At 70.9% G+C, this 20,040-nt stretch carries 13 protein-coding genes; 4 read left to right on the forward strand and 9 right to left on the reverse strand.

Annotation, left to right across the window (positions count from 1 at the left end):
* Positions 1-257 precede the first annotated feature (257 nt).
* Positions 258-1,673, reverse strand: coding sequence for a proline--tRNA ligase (gene proS, locus CP970_RS12085; protein ID WP_055552819.1), 1,416 nt, complete (start codon positions 1,671-1,673; stop codon positions 258-260).
* A gap of 217 nt (positions 1,674-1,890) precedes the next feature.
* On the opposite strand from proS, the gene CP970_RS12090 reads away from it, so the two are divergent.
* A complete protein-coding gene (locus CP970_RS12090; RefSeq protein WP_055552792.1) occupies positions 1,891-2,751 on the forward strand; it encodes a methyltransferase domain-containing protein in 861 nt (286 codons plus the stop codon).
* A 49-nt stretch (positions 2,752-2,800) separates the two neighbouring features.
* Here the strand turns inward: CP970_RS12090 and ftsH are convergent, their stop codons facing one another.
* The 6 genes from ftsH to nsdA all read right to left on the reverse strand — a co-directional run bounded on the left by ftsH (position 2,801) and on the right by nsdA (position 13,283).
* Complete coding sequence (ftsH, locus tag CP970_RS12095; RefSeq protein ID WP_055552790.1) at positions 2,801-4,735, reverse strand: ATP-dependent zinc metalloprotease FtsH; 1,935 nt, start codon at positions 4,733-4,735, stop codon at positions 2,801-2,803.
* A gap of 125 nt (positions 4,736-4,860) precedes the next feature.
* Positions 4,861-6,414, reverse strand: a complete 1,554-nt coding sequence (ffh, locus tag CP970_RS12100; protein ID WP_055552788.1) for a signal recognition particle protein — start codon at positions 6,412-6,414, stop codon at positions 4,861-4,863.
* Between the two features lie 437 nt (positions 6,415-6,851).
* On the reverse strand, positions 6,852-9,689 hold the full coding sequence (locus CP970_RS12105; protein ID WP_398654969.1) for a [protein-PII] uridylyltransferase: 2,838 nt from the start codon (positions 9,687-9,689) through the stop codon (positions 6,852-6,854).
* A gap of 90 nt (positions 9,690-9,779) precedes the next feature.
* Positions 9,780-10,118 (reverse strand): P-II family nitrogen regulator, encoded by a 339-nt coding sequence (locus tag CP970_RS12110; protein WP_150493276.1) that lies wholly within the window; start codon positions 10,116-10,118, stop codon positions 9,780-9,782.
* Positions 10,115-11,473 (reverse strand): ammonium transporter, encoded by a 1,359-nt coding sequence (locus CP970_RS12115; protein WP_150493278.1) that lies wholly within the window; start codon positions 11,471-11,473, stop codon positions 10,115-10,117. Before CP970_RS12115 ends, CP970_RS12110 begins: the two co-directional genes overlap by 4 nt.
* 334 nt (positions 11,474-11,807) lie before the next feature.
* The gene (gene nsdA, locus CP970_RS12120; RefSeq protein ID WP_055547511.1) at positions 11,808-13,283 is read right to left on the reverse strand and encodes a transcriptional repressor NsdA; all 1,476 of its coding nucleotides are present in this window, start codon (positions 13,281-13,283) and stop codon (positions 11,808-11,810) included.
* A gap of 471 nt (positions 13,284-13,754) precedes the next feature.
* Between nsdA and CP970_RS12125 the strand changes: the two genes are divergently transcribed.
* On the forward strand, positions 13,755-14,417 hold the full coding sequence (locus tag CP970_RS12125) for a bifunctional DNA primase/polymerase (protein ID WP_055547513.1): 663 nt from the start codon (positions 13,755-13,757) through the stop codon (positions 14,415-14,417).
* An 84-nt stretch (positions 14,418-14,501) separates the two neighbouring features.
* Here the strand turns inward: CP970_RS12125 and ftsY are convergent, their stop codons facing one another.
* Positions 14,502-15,731: a signal recognition particle-docking protein FtsY gene (ftsY, locus tag CP970_RS12130; protein ID WP_150493280.1), complete on the reverse strand. Its 1,230-nt coding sequence runs from the start codon at positions 15,729-15,731 to the stop codon at positions 14,502-14,504.
* A 198-nt stretch (positions 15,732-15,929) separates the two neighbouring features.
* Between ftsY and CP970_RS12135 the strand changes: the two genes are divergently transcribed.
* Together CP970_RS12135 and CP970_RS12140 are read left to right on the forward strand one after the other, a co-directional pair.
* A complete protein-coding gene (locus CP970_RS12135) occupies positions 15,930-17,387 on the forward strand; it encodes a purine-cytosine permease family protein (protein ID WP_055551048.1) in 1,458 nt (485 codons plus the stop codon).
* 156 nt (positions 17,388-17,543) lie between these two features.
* Complete coding sequence (locus CP970_RS12140) at positions 17,544-18,527, forward strand: LLM class flavin-dependent oxidoreductase (RefSeq protein WP_055551050.1); 984 nt, start codon at positions 17,544-17,546, stop codon at positions 18,525-18,527.
* A gap of 51 nt (positions 18,528-18,578) precedes the next feature.
* Here CP970_RS12140 and CP970_RS12145 read toward each other — a convergent pair whose 3' ends face one another.
* Complete coding sequence (locus tag CP970_RS12145) at positions 18,579-20,003, reverse strand: sugar porter family MFS transporter (RefSeq protein ID WP_055551052.1); 1,425 nt, start codon at positions 20,001-20,003, stop codon at positions 18,579-18,581.
* Between the last annotated feature and the right edge of the window lie 37 nt (positions 20,004-20,040).

The following is a 20,040-nucleotide window of genomic DNA, read 5'->3' on the forward strand; positions in this document are numbered from 1 at the left end:
TGAACAACGAGCCGGGAGCCCCGGGGGTTCCATTCCGGGGCATCTCAAATAATTTGCACGTACCCGTCAGTTGCCATTGATGCGTCCGGACGAGGGCGGGTGCGCTGATCTGCGGAGAAGCCTCACAGCTCACACCAAGCCGGTACGTAGTGGCGCGTACGCCCCGGCGCGTAGGACAACTCCTCGCGCCGGGGCTCGTGTTGCCGGGGCGGGCATACGAGTCGAGATCGGGCGCGGCGGTACCGGAGGCGCCCTCCTCAGTAGGAGCGGGCCACGAGGGCGACGTTACCGGGGGTCTCGTCGGCGTCCGGCACCGCCCCGTCCTCGGCGACCAGACACCGTACGGTCACGGCGTGCTCGGCAAGCTTGGCCTCGCCTTCTTCGCCGAGCACGGCCCAAGGGATGCGCGCCCAGTCACCCGCGGCGGTGGCTTCCACCGCCTCGTCGACCGTGGCGACGTCCGCGGTGCGGGACTCGCGGCGCTCGCGGGCCTGGGCCAGGAGCAGCGCCTGGTCCTCTTCGAGGGCGGTGGGCAGCAGCGCGGCGAGGGCGTCGATCGCGACCGGCGCCTTGCCCCCGGGGATGCGGCGGGCCACCATCGCGGTGCCGTTCTCCAGGTCGCGCGGGCCGACCTCGACGCGGACGGGCACTCCCTTGAGCTCCCAGTCGACGGCGCGGCGCCCGAAGGGGGTGTCCGTGCGGTCGTCGACCTGGACGCGGAGACCGGCCGCCCGCAGGGTGTCGCCGATCTCGCGGACCTTGGCGAGTACGGCGTCGTCGCCCTTGATGGCGAGCACGACGACCTGGACGGGCGCGAGCCGCGGCGGCACGCGCAGGCCGTTGTCGTCGCCGTGCATCATCACCAGGGCGCCGATCATCCGCGTCGTACTGCCCCAGGAGGTCTGCCACACCAGTTCCTGCTTGCCCTCCTTGGACAGGTACTGGGTGTGGAAGGCCCGGGCGAAGTTCTGGCCGAGCTCGTGGCTGGTGCCGAGCTGGAGGGCCTTGCCGTCGCCCATCATGCCTTCGAGCGTGAGGGTGTTGACGGCGCCGGCGAAGCGCTCCTTGGCGGTCTTGCGGCCGAGCACGAAGTCCATGGCGAGGACGTCGCGCATGAAGTCTCCGTAGACGTGGCGGTGGATGCGGGCGGCGAAGTCCCGGGCCTCTTCGTACGTCGCGTGGGCGGTGTGGCCCTCCTGCCAGAGGAACTCCGACGTGCGCAGGAACAGGCGCGGGCGCAGCTCCCAACGGACCACGTTCGCCCACTGGTTGATCAGCAGGGGCAGGTCGCGGTAGCTCTGCACCCACTTGGCGAAGTACTCGTTGACGATCGTCTCCGAAGTGGGGCGGATGACGACCGGCTCCTCCAGCTCCTTGCCGCCGCCGTGCGTGACGACGGCGAGCTCCGGCGCGAAGCCCTCGACGTGCTCGGCCTCCCTGGTCAGGTACGACTGCGGGATGAGGAGGGGAAAGTACGCGTTCTGCGTGCCGGTCGCCTTGATGCGCGCGTCCATGTCCTGCTGCATCCGCTCCCACAGGCCGTACCCGTACGGTCGGATCACCATGGTGCCGCGCACCGGGCCGTTGTCGGCCAGCTCGGCCTTGTTGATCAGATCCTGGTACCAGCGCGGGAAATCGTCCGCCTGAGGCGTGAGAACGGGTGTTTTGGCCATGGCGCGCATCGTAGGGGCGACCCTTCGAAGAGCGCGCGTCTTTATCACCCAGGGGGCGCACAACGGTGGCACGCAAGCATTGGCCCACAACCTCTGGACGCCACGACGGATGCGGAGTTCTCTGGCATACGGGGGGAGTGCGAGCGCACTACACGGGGGCGGACGAACCGTTGAATTCCGGCACGGCAGTAACTCTCGGCGGATTGGGGCGCTTTCGATGACACCAACGCTCGTGCAGTCGCACCACCTCCACGCGGGCGCGACCCCTCGTGTGGACCTGTGGGCACGCGCGCGTGACTGGGCGGAGATTCAGGAACGGATGCTGGTCCCGCTCTACGAAGCGGTCTACGAACGGCTCGAAGTGGGCACCGGCACCCGGCTGCTCGGTCTCGGGTGCGGCTCCGGCCTCGCCCTGCTGATGGCGGCGTCACGGGGCGCCGCGGTCACCGGCGTCGACCCCTCGGCGCCCGAGCGGCTCTCCCTCGCGCGCGAACGCCTGTTGCCTGACACCACGGGGGGCGCACGCGCGCGTACGGACACGCGGCTGGTGGCGGGCGATCCCGCGGACGCCGCGGACCCGGACGCCCTGCCGTACAACCTGGTGACCGCTTTCCACCCGATCGGCTGCGTGGCGGGCGACTCCGAAGGCCTCTCGGCCCTCCTGGAGGCCGCGGCTCCGCTCGCCGCCCGCGGCACCCCGGTGGTGCTCGTCGGATGGGGTCCTCCGGAGCGCTGTGCGTCCTCCTCGGTCCTGAGGGTGGCGACCAAGCTCGCCGACCCCCTGCGGAGTACGGGAAGTTGGCGCCCGGCGCTGCGGGACGACCTGGAGGAGGTGGCCCACCGGGCGGGCCTCAAACCGGACGGCTCGGGACGCGTCGCGTGCCCCTTCGGGTACGCGAACGTGGCGAGCGCGGCCCGCGGGCTGCTCTCGACGGGCCTCTTCGACGCGGCGGTGGGCGCGACGGACCAGGCGCAGGTCGACAAGGAGCTCGCGGAGGCGCTGCATCCGCACCGGCGCGGGGACGGGACGGTGTGGATGCCGAACGTCTTCCGGTACCTGATCGCGCGTACGACGTAGTCGCGCCCCTCAGCCGCCTCCAGCTGTCCTCGACGGCCCTCATCCGCCCTCAGCTGTCCTTGGTCAGCCGCGTGACGCCCGCGACCCGGTACGCCTGTGCCTCCTCCAGCGTCTCGTTCTCCAGCAACGCCGCCGCCAGGTCGTCCAGTTGCCCGCGGTGCTCCCTGAGCTGGCGGCAGGCGCTCTCGTAGCACTCGTCGACGATCCGCCGCATCTCGCCGTCGATGGCGTCGAGGGTCTCCGGGGCGGCCGCGAGCCCGTAGGCCTGCTGGGCGTCGTTCGGGAGGGCCGAGAGGCGGCCGACGCGCTCGCTCATGCCCCAGCGGCCGACCATGCCGCGCGCGATGTTGGTGACCTGTTCCAGGTCGTTCTCGGCGCCGGTGGTGATGACTCCGTAGACGACGTGTTCGGCGGCCATGCCTCCTAGGGCACCGATGATTCGGCCCCGAAGATAATCCTCCGTGTAGGCGTACTTGTCGGAGTCCGGGGTCGAGAGGGTGACGCCCAGGGCCCGGCCGCGCGGCACGATCGTGATCTTGCGGACCGGGTCGGCACCGGGCTGCAGCATCCCGAGCAGTGCGTGACCGCTCTCGTGGTAGGCCGTGCGCCTGCGCTCCTCCTCCGGCATGACCAGCGGCCGCTCGGCGCCCAGCTGCACCTTCTCCATGGCTTCGGAGAGGTCGGACTGCGTGACCTGTTTCTGCTTGCGCTTGACCGCGAGCAGGGCGGCCTCGTTGGCGAGGTTGGCGAGCTCGGCGCCGGTCATGCCCGGGGTCGTACGGGCGACCTGGGCGAGGTCGACGTCGTCGGCCAGCGGAATGGTGCGCGTATGGATCTTGAGGATGGCCTCGCGGCCGCCGCGGTCGGGGGGCGAGACGTTGACGACGCGGTCGAACCGTCCCGGCCTGGTGAGGGCGGGGTCGAGGATGTCGGCACGGTTGGTGGCGGCCAGCACGATGACGCCCTCCGAGCCCGAGAAGCCGTCCATCTCGGTGAGGATCTGGTTCAGGGTCTGCTCGCGCTCGTCGTGCCCGCCCATGCCGCTGCCGCCGCCCCGCGCGCGCCCGATGGTGTCGATCTCGTCGATGAAGATGATCGAGGGGGCGACCTTGCGGGCCTCGGCGAAGAGTTCCCGTACGCGCGAGGCGCCGACGCCCACGATCATCTCGATGAACTCCGAGGCGGAGGCCGAGAAGAAGGGCACGCCCGCCTCGCCCGCGACGGCGCGCGCGAGCAGCGTCTTGCCGGTGCCGGGCGGACCCGCGAGGAGCACACCGCGCGGCATCTTGGCGCCCATCGCGCGATAGGCGTCCGGGTTCTTGAGGAAGTCGACGACGTCGTTGAGCTCGCCCTCGACCTCGTCGATGCCCGCGACGTCCGCGAACGTCGTCCGCTTCGCGCCGGGCTCCAGCTCGACCGGCTTGGGCGGCGCCTTGCGCCCGAGCATGCCGCCACCGCCGCCCATGCCCCCGCTCATCCGCCGGGCGATGAAGATCCAGAGCACGACGAGCAGCAGCATCGGGGCGAGCGAGATGAGCAGGTTGGAGAGGAAGCTGCGCTCCTGCACCACGGGCTCGGCGGTGACGGTGACCTTGTGCTTGGTCAGGTCGTCCCAGAGCTTGTCGTCGGCGAAGGCGGGACGCTGCGTCGTGAACTTGGTGTAGTTCCCCTTGTCACCGTCCGGCTGCGGCTGCTCCTTCTTGAGCTGCCCCTGGATCGCGTCGCCCTTGGCGTAGATCTTCGTGACGTTGCCGGAGTCGACCTGCTTGCTGAACTCCGTGTACGAGATGGTCGGCTCGTCGCCGTCGTTGAAGAAGGACAGCACGAGGTTGGCGATGAGGTAGACGATGAGAGCCGTCAGGATCAGACTCCCCCAGCCGCCCGGCATCTTCTTCTTCGGCGGCGGCGTGGGCTCGGGCGGGGGCGCGCCCTCGGAGCGCCACGGCTGATCGGGCGCCTGGCGCGGCGGCACAGGGTTGCTCATATTCGGACGTTACGTCACAAAATGCGGCAGGGCACCCGCTCCCGGAACGCACCAGAGGCGCCCCTCCGTAGAGGGACGCCCCGGATCTCGTACGTACGAGAGAAGGCTCGCGCGGCGGCGCGGACTCAGCCCATGAACTTCTTGAACTCGTCCGGCAGCTCGAAGTCCTGCCCGGCCTGGCCGCCCGGGAGACCGAAGGCGCCACCGGGCTGACCGCCCTGCTCCCGGCGCGTGGCCTCCTCCTGCTCCTGCTGCTTGCGCTTCATCGGGTTGCCGGAGCGCTGCTTGCCCTTGGCCTGCTTCTGCTTCTTCTTCTGCTTGCCCGGACCGCCGCCCATGCCCGGCATCCCGGGCATACCCGGCATGCCGCCGCCCTGAGCCATGCGGGACATCATCTTCCGCGCCTCGAAGAACCGCTCCACCAGGTTCTTGACGGCGCTGACCTCGACGCCCGAGCCCTTGGCGATGCGCGCGCGCCGCGAGCCGTTGATGAGGGTCGGCTCCTGGCGCTCGCCCGGCGTCATCGACTTGATGATGGCGGCGGTGCGGTCGACGTCGCGCTCGTCGAGGTTGTTGATCTGGTCCTTGATCTGCCCCATGCCGGGCATCATCCCGAGCAGCTTGCTGATGCTGCCCATCTTCCTGACCTGCTCCATCTGGGCCAGGAAGTCGTCCAGCGTGAAGTCCTGCCCCTTCTTGGAGGCAAGCTTCGAGGCCATCTTCTCGGCCTCTTGCTGCGAGAAGGTCTGCTCGGCCTTCTCGATCAGCGTGAGCATGTCGCCCATGCCGAGGATGCGGGACGCCATGCGGTCCGGGTGGAACGCGTCGAACTCGTCCAGCTTCTCGCCGTTCGAGGCGAACATGATCTGGCGCCCGGTGACCTGCGCGATCGAGAGCGCGGCACCACCGCGGGCGTCACCGTCGAGCTTCGACAGGACCACGCCGTCGAAGCCGACGCCGTCCCGGAAGGCCTCGGCGGTGTTGACCGCGTCCTGACCGATCATCGCGTCGACGACGAACAGGACCTCGTCGGGGCTGACGGCGTCGCGGATGTCCGCGGCCTGCTGCATCAGCTCCTGGTCGATGCCGAGGCGACCGGCGGTGTCGACGACCACGACGTCGTACTGCTTGGTCCTGGCGAACTCGATGGAGTCCTTGGCGACCTGCACCGGGTCGCCGACGCCGTTGCCCGGCTGCGGGGCGTACACGCCGACGCCCGCGCGCTCGGCGACGACCGACAGCTGGTTGACGGCGTTGGGACGCTGCAGGTCGCACGCCACCAGGAGCGGCGAGTGGCCCTGCCCCTTCAGCCAGAGGCCGAGCTTGCCCGCGAGGGTCGTCTTACCGGCACCCTGCAGACCCGCGAGCATGATGACCGTCGGCGCGGTCTTCGCGAACCGCAGGCGCCGGGTCTCGCCACCCAGAATGCCAATGAGCTCCTCATTGACGATCTTGATGACCTGCTGGGCGGGGTTGAGCGCCTGGGAGACCTCGGCGCCGGCCGCGCGCTCCTTGATCTGCTTGATGAAGGCGCGGACCACGGGCAGGGCGACGTCCGCCTCGAGCAGGGCGATGCGGATCTCGCGCGCCGTGGCGTCGATGTCCGCCTCGGACAGGCGGCCCTTGCCCCGGAGGTTCTTGAATGTCGCTGCGAGGCGGTCGGAGAGAGTATCGAACACGGCGGTCGCGAATCCTCGGATCTGGGGGCGGGCTGACAGGTCGCCTTCCAGAGTATCTGCCACGTGCCAGTGCCTGGGGCTCTGGGCGGGACTTCCCTTCCTCCGCACGGTTCCGCTCCACCTCGCCCCGGGGCGTACGCCCCCGTCCTGGCCCCTCCCCACCGTGGCCCAACCACTCCGGCACCGTGCCTCACGCCCCCGTAACCGCCCCTCGGGGCGGAGCACCGACCCCGCCGCTTCGCGCCGGATACCTTTCCCACCCGCCCACCCGTATCTCCGCGACGGACCGTCCCTGTAGGAACAACCCGCCTCGGCTTCGGCTGTGGGGCGGGGCCGCGGCGGTATGTCCGTCCTCGCCGTCCCAGGCGCACCGCCACGGCTTGGGCACCTCGGAACGAGGCCCCCAGTGCTCCGGGCGGACATACCGCCACGTCCCCTCAGACCGGACGGCGACTGCGGGCCCGCGCTGCTGTGGGCAATCGTGCCGCTGGGCGGCACGGGTGGGCACAGCCCCCGTCGCCGAGGAGCGAGGACGGGAGCACAAGCCACGGCGCGGGCGGGGGGACGGAACCCCCACCCGCCCGCAGCCGCGAACGCTCCCGAGGGGACGTGGGGGTATGTGCGAACGGAGCACAGTGGAGACCGAGGCAAGGAAGCAAGGCCAGTAGCTCCCGCCCCGGGATGGCGAGTACGCACATACCCCCGCGGCCCCGCCCCCAAGACGAAAACAAGGCGCAGACCCCAGCCCAAGGCAACCCGCTCAGGCTCTCAACGCCCCCTCCACCCCCGAGCCACCCCCACAGCCCGCTCCCCCTCCAACGGCCCCCATCAACCCCCGTCACATAAAACGCATCCACCGCATTGGCCCCAAGCGTCGACACATGCGCACTCCGCACCACCACCCCCGCCCCCTCCAACGCCCGCCCGATCCGATGCAGCAGCCCCGGCGCGTCCTGGGCCCGCACCTCGATCACCGTCGCGAGCCGCGACCCCGCCGACGCCACCGTCACCCGCGCCGCCGGCGCCTGCGTCACCGTCCCCCGCCGCCGCGGATACGCCGCGTCCCGCTCCGCAAGGCGCGCCGCGATGTCCAGCGACCCGTCGAGCGCCCGCACCAGATCCGCCCGCAACCGAGCCGCCTGCGGCAACGACCCGTACTCGGCGGCGACCCGCCAGTTCAGCAACAGCACACCACCCCCACCCGCACCCCCCTCGGCTCCCGAGGCCCCCGAGGCCCCCGAGGCCCCGACCGGCGACGCCACCCCCCGAAGCTCCGCGGTCCGCACGGCCAGCCGGTGCAACGCGAGCACCCCGGCCACAGCGGAGAGAACCCCGTCCTGCTCCGGCACGGCGATCAGCAACTCCACGCCCAACGGCTCCGCTGCCGCCGCCCCCGCGGCCCCCTCCGTCCGGGCCCGCAACGCCAGCACCGGCCCGCCCGTCCGCACCGCCTCCACCGCGAGCCGCTCCTGCTCGGCCGTCGGCGCCACGTCCACCGGCTCCGCGGGCTCGTCCCCGCAGAGCAGGGCCCCGACCCGCTTCACCAGATCGCCGACGAGCGCCCCCCGCCACGCGGACCACGCCGCGGGCCCGGTCGCGAGCGCGTCCGCCTCGGTCAGGGCGTGCAGCAGTTCCAGCGTCCCCACGGACCCGACCACGTCCGCGACCCCCCGCACCGTCGCGGGATCGTCGAGGTCCCGCCGCGTGGCGGTCTCCACGAGAAGCAGGTGGTGCCGCACGAGACACGCCACGACCGCCACGTCGCCCGGGTCGAACCCGACCCGCGCGGCGACATCGCGGGCGATGATCTCCCCGGCCACGGAGTGGTCCCCGGGCCACCCCTTCCCGATGTCGTGCAGCAGCGCCGCGACCAACAACAGATCGGGCCGCCCCACCCGCCGGGTGAGCTCCGCGGCCCGCACCGCCGTCTCCACCAGATGCCGGTCGACCGTCCACGTGTGGACGGCGTTCCGCTGGGGACGGCACCGCACCCGCTCCCAGTCCGGCAGCAGCCGCGTGATGAGCCCCTCGGCCTCCAGCGCCTCCCACACGTCCACGGTGGGCCGCCCCGCGCCGAGCAGCGTCACGAGCTGCTCCCGCGCCTCGGCGGGCCACGGCGTGGGCAGCGGCCCTGCCGAGGCCGCGAGCCGCCGCACCGCGTGCAGGGACAGGGGGAGCCCGGCCTGCGCGGCGGCCGCGGCGGCCCGCAGCGGAAGCACGGGGTCCCTTTCGGGCCTGGCGGTCCGCGCGAGGACGGCCTCCCCTTCGTGCTCCACGACGCCCTCGGCCAGCGGCGACCGCTCGGCGGCGAGGGCCCCGCGACCGCCGAGCGCGGCCCCGCGCCCGCCGAGCATGGCCCGCAGCCGCGGCCTGGCGCCCCGCGCCCTGAGCACCCGCCCGACCTCGCGCCAGGTGACATCACTGGCGTACGACACGACGCGCGCGGACTCGTACACCTGACGCAGCAGCGTGTCCGCGTCGAGCAGCCCGAGTTCGGCGGCGACCTGGTCCTGCTCCTGGAGGGCCAGCCGGTCGGTGGCCCGGCCCGTGGCGAGGTGCAGCGCGTCGCGCACGTCGAGGAGCCGGCGCCGCGCGTCGTCGAGCCCTTCGCGAGGCGCGTCGGCGAGCCAGGAGGCGGCGACGGCGCGCAGCGCGGTGACGTCCCGCAGCCCGCCCCTCGCCTCCTTCAGGTCGGGTTCGAGGAGGTGGCCCAACTCGCCCTGCCGCTCGGCCCGTTCCTCACACAGTTCGCGCAGCTCGGGCAGTCGCTTGGGGGCCTGGTTGCGCCAGTCGGCGAGGACGGCGGTGCGCAGCCCCGCGGTGAGGCCCTGGTCCCCCGCGACATGCCGCGCGTCGAGGAGCCCGAGGTGCACCTTGAGGTCGTCGCCCGCGGTCCTGCGCGCCTCACCGGGCGTACGGACGGAGTGGTCGAGGGCGAGCCCGAGGTCCCAGACGGGGTACCAGAGGCGGTCCGCGAGGGCGGCGATCAGCGCGCCGTCCGCGCTCCCGTCGTGCAGGAGCAGCAGGTCGAGATCGCTGCGCGGGGAGAGTTCACCGCGCCCGTAGCCGCCGACGGCGACCAGGGAGACGCCCCGGGGCACCTCGGCCGCGGTGAAGAGACCGGTCAGCCACTCGTCCGTGAGGTCGGCGAGGGCGGCACGGCGCGGCGGCCCGGACCGCGCCCCCTCGTGGAGGAGCCGCAGCCGGGCCGCCGCGTAGCCGCTGGGTCCGGAGTCTTCCGCTTCCGATTCGGTTCGTACGTCCACACGCGTCACCCAGCAGCTCCTGTTCAGTCCAGCTCAGTCACGTTCGACCCCACCCGACCCCCGCCCGGTCCCACCGCCCCGACGCCCCGCCTCACCGGCTCACAGCGCGTCGGGCCCCCGCTCCCCCGTCCGTACCCGTACCGCCGTGTCCACCGGCACGCTCCACACCTTGCCGTCCCCGATCTTGCCGGTACGGGCGGCCTTGACCACGACATCGACGAGTTGTTCGGCGTCGTCGTCCTCGACGAGGACCTCGATGCGGATCTTCGGCACCAGGTCGACGGTGTACTCCGCGCCGCGGTAGACCTCCGTGTGCCCGCGCTGGCGTCCGTAGCCGCTGGCCTCGGTGACGGTAAGGCCCTGGACGCCGAAGGCCTGGAGGGCTTCCTTGATCTCGTCGAGCCGGTGCGGCTTGACGACCGCGGTGATGAGCTTCATGCGTCCACCTTCTTGTTCTTCTTCGTCTGTGCGCCGTCCGCGCCGGGCCCCGGCAGCGTTGCCGTACGGGGAGCGGTGCCACCGCCCGCGCCGCTGAAGTCGTACGCCGTCTCGGCGTGCTGGACCTGGTCGATGCCCGCGACCTCCTCGTCCTCGCCGACCCGCATCCCGATGGTCTTGTCGATGAGCAGGGCGAGGACGGCGGAGGCGATCAGGGAGTACGCGAGGACGGCGCCGACGCCCGCGAGCTGCTTCCCCAACTGGCCGAGGCCGCCTCCGTAGAAGAGGCCCTGGGCCTCGGACTGCCCGCCGCCGGTGGCGAAGAAACCGACGAGGATCGAGCCGACGACACCGCCGACCATGTGGACGCCGACGACGTCGAGGGAGTCGTCGTATCCGAACCTGAACTTGAGGCCGACGGCCATCGCGCACAGCAGCCCCGCGATGGCGCCGATGGCGATCGCGCCGAGCGGCGAGCAGGAGCCGCCGGACGGGGTGATGGCGACGAGTCCCGCGACGGCACCGGACGCGGCGCCGAGCGTGGTGAACGCGCCGTGGCGGATCTTCTCGTAGGCGAGCCAGGCGAGCATCGCCCCCGCGGTGGCGACCTGCGTGTTGAGGAACATGAGCGCGCCGACGCCGTCGTCGTTGCCGAGCCAGGATCCGGCGTTGAAGCCGAACCAGCCGAACCAGAGCAGGCCCGCGCCGAGCATCACGAGCGGCAGGGAGTGCGGCCGCATCGGGTCCTTCTTGAAGCCGACGCGCTTGCCGATGACGAGGATCACGCCGAGGGCCGCGGCTCCGGCGTTGATGTGCACGGCCGTGCCGCCCGCGAAGTCGATGACGCCGAGCTCGAAGGCCCAGCCGCCGGTGCCCCACACCCAGTGGGCGACGGGGAAGTACACGATCGTGGCCCACAGGGCGACGAACAGCGCCCAGGCCGTGAACTTCACGCGGTCCGCGAGGGCGCCGCTGATCAGGGCGGGGGTCAGAACGGCGAACATCAGCTGGAAGACGGCGAAGACGTAGACCGGGATGGTGTAGCCGTCCCAGAGCTCGGTGAGGCCGATGCCGCTCAGCCCGACGTAGTCGCCCTGCCACCCGAGGAGGCTGCCGTGGTCGGTGCCGAAGGCGATGGAGAAGCCGTAGAGGACCCACAGGATGGTGACGATCCCGAGGCTGATGAAGCTCATCATCAGCATGTTGAGGGTGCTCTTGACGCGGACCATGCCTCCGTAGAAGAAGGCGAGGGCCGGCGTCATCAGCATCACCAGGGCGGAACAGATGAGCATGAACCCGGTGTTGGCGGCAGACAGCGCGGGGGCGTCTGCGGCGATCGTGATGCCTGGGGGCATCGGCGTCTCCTCGTCGTCGTATGCGGCCCGTGCGGACTGAGCCTGTGCGGTACCGAGGGCCCTTGCTCCCGGTGGGGGCGGGGCGGTGGGCCGGTTGTGGGCCAGAGACTGGCCCAGCGCGGTTTCGGCGCGTGCGCCTCGGTGTTTCACCGCAGTGACGAAGAGGTCGTGCGTGTTACGCGGCCATGAACTGCCGGGTCGGCGGGGGCGGGATTTCCTACCCTGCGCACGGCACGAGAACCGGCCGCGGCGGCCATCCGACTGACCTGGCGTGGGGGAGCCGAGTCGGGCTGTTCGGGATGGCTGCCGCGGCCGGAGCCGGTCGTGCCGGTGCTCAGACCGCCTCCGCGGTCTCCGGCATCTCGATGGCGAGCCGCTCGGTGATCTCCAGGACCTCGCCGACGTCTCCGAAGTCCCGCACGGCCGTGTCGACGGTCTTGCGCAGCCGGGTGTTCACCCGCTCCGAGCGGACCTTCTTGGCGATGTCCAGGGCCTGCCCCGCGAGCACCGTGCTCTGCTCGGGCTCGCGCTGGAGCAGGTGGACGGTGGCCTTGCCGATGAGGTTCAGGGCGTACGAACGCTGGTGCTCGACGTCCTTGCCGAAGAGCTCGACGGCACGGTCCATGACGGGTTCGGCGAGCGAGGCGTACGTCGGGCTGCGGCCCGCCACGTAGGCCAGGTCGCGGTACGAGTGGGCGTTCTCGCCGTTCAGCTCGGCCTCGGAGAAGAAGCGGATCCAGTCCGGCTCGGGCTCGTCGAACTCCAGGGCGTCGGCGAAGGTGTCCTCGGCCATCCGCACGGCCCGCTTGCACTTGCCCGGCTGGCCCATGCTGGCGTAGGCGCGGGCCTCCATCGCATACAGCATCGCCTGGGTGCGCGGGCTCGCGCAGTCACGGCTGCCGTACTGCGCGAGGTGGATGAGTTCCAGGGCGTCGTCGGGCCGCCCGAGGTGGATCATCTGGCGGCTCATGCTGGAAAGGATGTACGAACCGAGGGACTTCTCGCCCGCTTCCTTGGCGGCGTGCAGGGCGAGGACGAAGTACTTCTGGGCGGTGGGCTGCAGGCCCACGTCGTAGCTCATCCAGCCGGCAAGTTCGGCCAGTTCGCCCGCGACCTTGAACAGGCGACGGGATGTGGCTTCGGGCTGGGGCTCCTGCAACAGGTCCGTCACTTCGTGCAGTTGACCGACGACGGCCTTGCGCCGGAGCCCTCCCCCGCATTGGGCGTCCCACTGGCGGAACATCACCGTGGTGGATTCGAGCAGGTCCAGTTCGGGCTTGGAGAGCCGGGCCGGGCGGCGCGACACGGCGGCGGGCTCGGGATCCTCGGGCGGCGTCGACGGGGTGGGCACCAGCCAGCGCTGCATGGGCTCGATCAGGGCGGGGCCCGCGGAGAGCGCGAGCGAGGTGCCGAGGAAGCCCCGGCGCGCCAGCATCAGGTCGCTGCGCGAGAACTCGCTGATGAGTGCGACGGTCTGCGGCCCCGTCCAGGGCAGGTCGACCCCGGAGGAGGCGGGCGTGCGGTGCGCGGCGCGCAGCCCCAGGTCCTCGACGGCGACGACGCAGCCGAACCGCTCGGAGAACAGTTCGGACAGGATGCGCGGGATCGGCTCGCGCGGGTTCTCGCCGTCGAGCCAGCGGCGCACCCGCGAGGTGTCCGTCGAGATGTGATGGGCACCCAACTGCCGCGCCCTGCGGTTGACTTGGCGCGCGAGCTCGCCCTTCGACCAGCCGCTGCGCACGAACCAGGATGTGAGCATCTCATTGGGGCGCTTCTCAGCGTTCATACCGCCTCCGCCATTGCCGCCCACTGGAACGCCCCCATCCTTCAAGACATCTGTGCGCTGTCCGCGCCGCGCTGTCCACGCCTGTGCACTGCCCATCGGCCGCGCATCGTCCACGCCAAGCCCTAACAGAATGCCGCTACTTACGGCCGTCCGTCCGGTGAATGTCACCCATCGAACAGGAAACCGACTTGCCTCCGGCATACCCACGGGTGCTCGAACTCCCGGGGCCGTGCACTGAAAGTAATCCTACGATCACCCCTCCGGCGAGGGCGATTACGGAAACGCCACCATTCGCCACCCCTTCGAATGAACTCCCCTGCCGCTACAAGCGATTCACTTGACAGGGGACGACAGAAAGTGGGCGGAGCGGAGTGCGCCGGGGCGCATGACACCGGGCGCACCACCCGTGAGACCACCGGGCGCCGTCGCGAAAGCAGAGGGTCACGATCCGATTCCGTCACGTAACCGCGGTGCGTTCGACCCGTTGGAGGGGGCATGGGCTTCACGATCGGCGGCATCCGGGGAACCGACAAGCCCCGGACCGGATCACGGCGACGCGCTCGCGCGTCGGACCGCACCACGGTGGCGGAGTACACCGGCCTGTGGGGATGGACCGCGGTGCCCGGCGCCCGGGCGCTCGACGGCGCCTGCTCGTGCGGCGCCGCCGCATGCGCGGCCCCCGGCGCCCACCCGCTCGACTTCGCCCCCGAGGTCCCCGCGGGGGCCACGCTCGACGAAGTGACGGACACCTGGGCCCAGTTCCCCGGCGCCTCGGTGCTGCTGCCCGTGGGGCGCGCCTTCGACGCGATCGAGGTGGCGGAGACCGCCGGGCGGCGGGCGCTCGTGCGCCTTGAGCGGATGGGCCTTCCGCTGGGTCCCGTGACGGTCACGCCGGACGGCCGGGCGCAGTTCTTCGTCGCCCCCGGCGCCGCCACCGAACTCCCCCAGCTGCTCTACCGCATGGGCTGGGACGACGCGGCCCTCGACCTGCACGGCCTGGGCCCCGGCGACCACATCACGGCGCCGCCCTCCGACCGCGGCGGCCTCGGCCCGGTCCGGTGGCTCCGCTCCCCCGCCCTCGACACCGCGACGAACCCACCACAGGCGCGGCTGCTCCTGGGGACCTTGGCGTACGTGGCACACCGGTCCCCCGCGTAGCGCCGCCCACGCATCACGCATACGAAGAGGGCCCCTCGCATCTGCACCATGCGAGGGGCCCTCTTCGTATACGTGGCGGCGCTCCTACTCCCCGATGAGCGCGTCCACGAACGCCTCGGGCTCGAACGGCGCCAGGTCGTCCGCGCCCTCGCCGAGGCCCACGAGCTTGACCGGGACGCCCAGTTCGCGCTGGACGGCGACGACGATGCCGCCCTTGGCGGTGCCGTCGAGCTTGGTCAGGACGATGCCCGTGATGTCGACGACCTCGGCGAAGACCCGCGCCTGCACCAGGCCGTTCTGACCGGTCGTGGCGTCGAGCACGAGAAGGACCTCGTCCAGCGGGGCGTGCTTCTCGACGACCCGCTTGACCTTGCCGAGCTCGTCCATCAGGCCGGTCTTGGTGTGCAGCCGGCCCGCGGTGTCGATGAGGACGACGTCCGCGCCGTCCGCGATGCCCTCCTTGACCGCGTCGAAGGCGATCGAGGCGGGGTCGCCGCCCTCGGGGCCGCGGACGGTGCGGGCGCCGACGCGCTCGCCCCAGGTCTGCAGCTGGTCGGCGGCGGCGGCGCGGAAGGTGTCGGCGGCGCCGAGGACCACGGACTTGCCGTCGGCGACGAGCACGCGCGCGAGCTTGCCCGTGGTGGTGGTCTTGCCGGTGCCGTTGACGCCGACGACCATCACGATGCCCGGGGTCTCCAGGCCCGACTCGGTCTTGACCACGCGGTCGAAGTCGGCGCCCTCGCCCGTACCGAGCAGCGCGATGAGCTCCTCGCGCAGCAGCGTGCGCAGCTCGTCCGGCGTACGGGTGCCGAGCACGCGCACGCGCTCGCGCAGGCGCTCCACGAGCTCCTGGGTGGGGGCGACGCCGACGTCGGCGGTGAGGAGCGTGTCCTCGATCTCCTCCCAGGTGTCCTCGTCGAGGTGCTCGCGGGACAGCAGCGTGAGCAGCCCCTTGCCGAGCGCGTTCTGCGAGCGGGAGAGCCGGGCGCGGAGCCGGACCAGACGTCCGGCGGTGGGCTCGGGGGTCTCGATCTCCGGCGCGGCCGGTTCGGTGACCGGCTCCTCGACGACCGGGGCGGAAGCCGAAGGATCGACGAGCGGGAGTTCCACCTCCTCGATCGTGCGGCGCGGTTCGTCGCGCGGCGTCTCGGCCTCGTCGCCGACCTGAGGCTCGGCGGAAGGGGCGGTGATGGTGGGCGTACCGGACGGGGCCTGCGGGGGCAGCTGCTTCTTCTTGCGGCTGCCGATCACGAGCCCGCCGAGCGCGCCGATCACGACCACGGCGATGACTACAGCAAGGATGACGATTTCCATAACGCTCCCAGTATCGGCCATGGCTCCGGCGGAGGCCCAGATTGTGTGTTCCTCCAAAGAACATAAGCCTCGGGAGGGCGTTACTCGGACTAAAGTACGATGGAGCTCGCCGCATCAACGCGCGTAGAGTCCATCGCGATCAACCCCACCGACGGATCGCGACGTTGCGAGCCGAGCGAGAGGCACGGACCCACCCCCATGAGCACCACCGCCGAATCCGAAGGCGCCCTCGAGACGCGCGGCCTTGAACCCGTCCCGGACGCCGAGCGCACGGGCAAGACCCGCGAACTGTTCCCCACCTGGGTCGCGGCCAACATCAGCGTCCTGCTGCTCACCATGGGCGCGGGCCTGATCGTGTCCAACGGCCTGAACTTCTGGCAGGTCCTGGTCGTCGCGCTCGTCTCGCCCCTGCTCAGCTACGGCATGGTCGGTCTGATCTCCATCGCGGGCAAGCGCGGCGGCTCGCCGGGCATGACGCTCTCGCGCGCGGTCTTCGGCCAGCGCGGCAACCTCTTCCCCGGCGCGCTGATCTGGGTCGCCCGCTGGGGCTGGGAGACCATCAACGCGGTCACGGGCGCGTACGCGATCCTCACGGTCCTGAACATCTGCTTCGGCGTGGAGTCGAGCACCTGGCTGACCGTCGTCACGCTGGTCGCCTTCGTCTCCTGCACGTTCCTGATCAGTGGTCTCGGCCGCAAGATCCTGCACATCTGCAGCACCTGGTCGACGTACGCCTTCGGCGCGTTCAGCGTGCTCGTGCTGGTCTACCTGCTCGCCGAGACCGACTGGTCGGCCGTCTTCGACAAGCCCGCGGGCTCCACGGCGATGATGGTCGCGGGCGTCGGCACGATCGCCGCCGGCGGCATCAGCTGGGTTCCCACGGGCCCCGACTTCACCCGCTACCTCCCGCGCGCCGCGTCGAACAAGCCGCTCATCGGCCACGCCATCGGCGGCGCGGGCATCGTGGTCGTCCCGATGGTCCTGATGGGCGCGGTCATGGCCGTCTCCGACCCGAAGCTGTCCTCGGCGCAGGACCCGGTCTCCTTCCTCGGCGAGCTGCTCCCGATGTGGATCGCGGTGCCGTACCTGCTGATGGCCCTGATCGGCATGCTGCTGATCAACTCGATGTCGATGTACTCCGCGGGCTTCACCGCGATGACGCTCGGCATCAAGGTCCCGCGCGCGTGGGCGGTCAGCGTGAACGCCGTCATCAGCCTGATCTTCGGCTACATCCTGATGAACGTGGCGACGAGCTTCATGGGCTCGTTCATCTCCTTCCTCACCCTGCTCGCGGTCGCCTTCTCCGCCTGGATCGGCGTCTTCGGCATCGACATGCTGCGCCGCAAGACGTACGACGGCGAGGCCCTGATGGACACCAAGCGCACCAGCGCCTACTGGTACCGGGCGGGCTTCGCCTGGCAGGCCATGACGGCGTGGGCGATCGCCCTGGTGGTGGGCCTGCTCTTCACCAAGGTCGACTGGTTCAGCGGGCCGCTGGCCACGTCCTGGATCGGCCGTCACGGCCTGGGCTGGCTGGCCACGATCGTCATCGCCGCCGTGCTGTACGCGGTCCTGCCGAAGACCCCGCTCGTCGAGAGGGACGCGGCATCCACGGACGGCAAGGGCGAGGGCGAGACCGAGCTGGTCTCCGCCTGACCTCGGAGCGACCCGATCCGCTGGCCTCGGAGCGACCCGATCCGCGCCAACTTGCGTACGGCGGCGTCCAACTTCCGTACGAGGCTACCCATCTGATGTGGCGTCAACTAGCGTCCCCCTTCGCCCGCCCACGCTCGGTGAAGGGGGACGTCTTCCATGCCCGTCACAGTCGTACGCTTCAATCTCGTCGATCCCGCCGCGACGCCCGCCTCGCTGAGCGAGCGCTATCAGGCCGCCCTGGAGATGGCCGCGTACGCGGACGACCGCGGCATCTCCACCGTCCAGACCGAGGAGCACCACGGCGCCGAGAACAACTGGCTGCCCTCTCCCTTCGCCTTCGCGGGCGCGGTCTTCGGCGCGACCCGGCGCATCGCGGTGACGGTCTCCGCGATCATCGGCCCGCTGCACGACCCGTTGCGCCTGGCCGAGGACATCGCCGTGCTCGACCTGCTCAGCGGCGGCCGCCTCGTCACCGTGGCGGGCATCGGCTACCGGCCCGAGGAGTACGAACAGTCGGGCGTCGAGTGGAAGCGGCGCGGCAAGCTCCAGGACGAGCTCCTGGAGACGCTCCTGGCGGCCTGGACGGGCGAGCCCTTCACCTTCCGCGGCCGCACCGTGCGCATCACCCCGCGCCCCTTCACCCAGCCCCACCCGATGCTCCTGGTCGGCGGCTCCTCGAAGGCGGCGGCCCGGCGCGCGGCCCGGTTCGGCCTGCCGTTCTTCCCGAGCGCGCACCTGCCCGACCTCGAGGCGTACTACAACGAACAGCTCGCGGAGCACGGCACCGAGGGCTGGACGATGATGCCCGCCGCCGAGACCCCGCTCCTGCACATCGCCGACGACCCCGACCGGGCCTGGGCCGAGCACGGCAAGCACTTCCTGCACGAGGCGCGCACCTACGCCTCCTGGCAGAACAAGGACATCCGCTCGGCGGTGAAGTCGGCGGCCACGACGGTCGAGGAGCTGCGCGCCGAGGGCGTCTACCGGATCCTGACGCCCGAGGAGTGCGTGACGTACGCGAAGGGCGACACCGGCAGCCTGGTCCTGCACCCGCTCTCCGGGGGCATGCCGGTCGACGAGGGCTGGCGCAGCCTGCACCACTTCTGCGAAAACGTACTGCCCCGGCTCAAGGACAAGTAGCAACGAGTCCTGAGCCGGGGCAGCTTCCTGATGAGGAGGGGGCAGCGGGGTTTAGCCCATCTCCTCCAGGGCCTTGCCCTTCGTCTCCTTGACGAACTTCATGACGAAGGGGATCGAGATGGCGGCGAAGGCGCCGTAGATGATGTACGAGCCGGTCAGCGACCACTCGGACATGCTCGGGAAGGTCTTGGTGATCGCGAAGTTGGCGAGCCACTGGGCGGACGCGGCCACGCCGAGCGCCGCGGCGCGGATCCGGTTGGGGAAGATCTCGCCGAGCAGCACCCAGACCACCACGCCCCACGAGAGGGCGAAGAAGAGCACGAAGGCGTTGGCGGCGATGATCGCGGTCAGGCCCTGCGCGTTGGGCAGCGAGACGCTGTCACCGGATCCCGTCCGGTACGAGAACGCCCACGCCATGGTGAAGAGCGCCGCCGCCATGCCCGCGGAACCGATGATGGCCAGCGGCTTGCGGCCGATCCGGTCGACGAAGATCATCGCGATGACCGTACCGACGATGTTCACGATCGACGTCTCGAACGAGTACAGGAACGAGCTGGACGGGTCCTTGCCGATCGACTGCCACAGCTGGTTCGAGTAGTAGAAGATCACGTTGATGCCGACGAGCTGCTGGAAGACCGAGAGCCCGATGCCGATCCACACGATCGGCAGGAAGCCGACCTTGCCGAGCAGGTCCTTGAAGGAGGGCTTGTGCTCACGGTGCAGGCCCGCCTCGATCTCGGCGACGCGCGCGTCCAGGTCGATGTCGGTGCCCTCGACCTCGCCGAGCACCTTCTTGGCCTCGGCGTTACGGCCGACCGTGATCAGGAAGCGCGGCGACTCCGGGATGATGAAGGACAGCAGGCCGTAGAGGAGGGCCGGGACGACCATGACGCCGAGCATCCACTGCCAGGCCTCCAGGCCCATCAGCTTGCCGCGCTGGTCGCCGTCGGCCATGTTCAGGATGCCCCAGTTGACCAGCTGGGAGACGGCGATGCCGATGACGATGGCGGCCTGCTGGAAGGAGGCGAGGCGGCCGCGGTAGGCGGGCGGCGCGACCTCGGCGATGTAGGCCGGGCCGATCACCGAGGCCATGCCGATGCCGATGCCGCCGATGAGCCGCCACATCGTCAGGTCCCAGGCCGCGAAGGGCAGGGCCGAACCGACGGCGCTGGCCGCGAAGAGTACGGCGGCGATCTGCATGCAGCGGATGCGGCCGATGCGGTCGGCGATGCGACCGGCGATCGCGGCGCCGACGGCACAGCCGAGCAGTGCGGTGGCGATGATCCAGCCGAGCATGTTGGCGTCGACGTCGAAGCGGTGCTGGATGGCGACCGTCGCGCCGTTGATCACCGAACTGTCGTAGCCGAAGAGGAAGCCACCCATCGCGGCGGCCGCCGTAATGAAGATGACATGGCCGAGATGGTCCGGCTGGGCCTGCCTGGCTCCGGATCCTGGCGCCTGCGCTGTGCTGGTCACGTGTACTCCTCGGGCCACCGGCTGCGTTGCCGGGGGT

Origin of the sequence: Streptomyces kanamyceticus (assembly GCF_008704495.1) — a bacterium.
Classification (GTDB): domain Bacteria; phylum Actinomycetota; class Actinomycetes; order Streptomycetales; family Streptomycetaceae; genus Streptomyces; species Streptomyces kanamyceticus.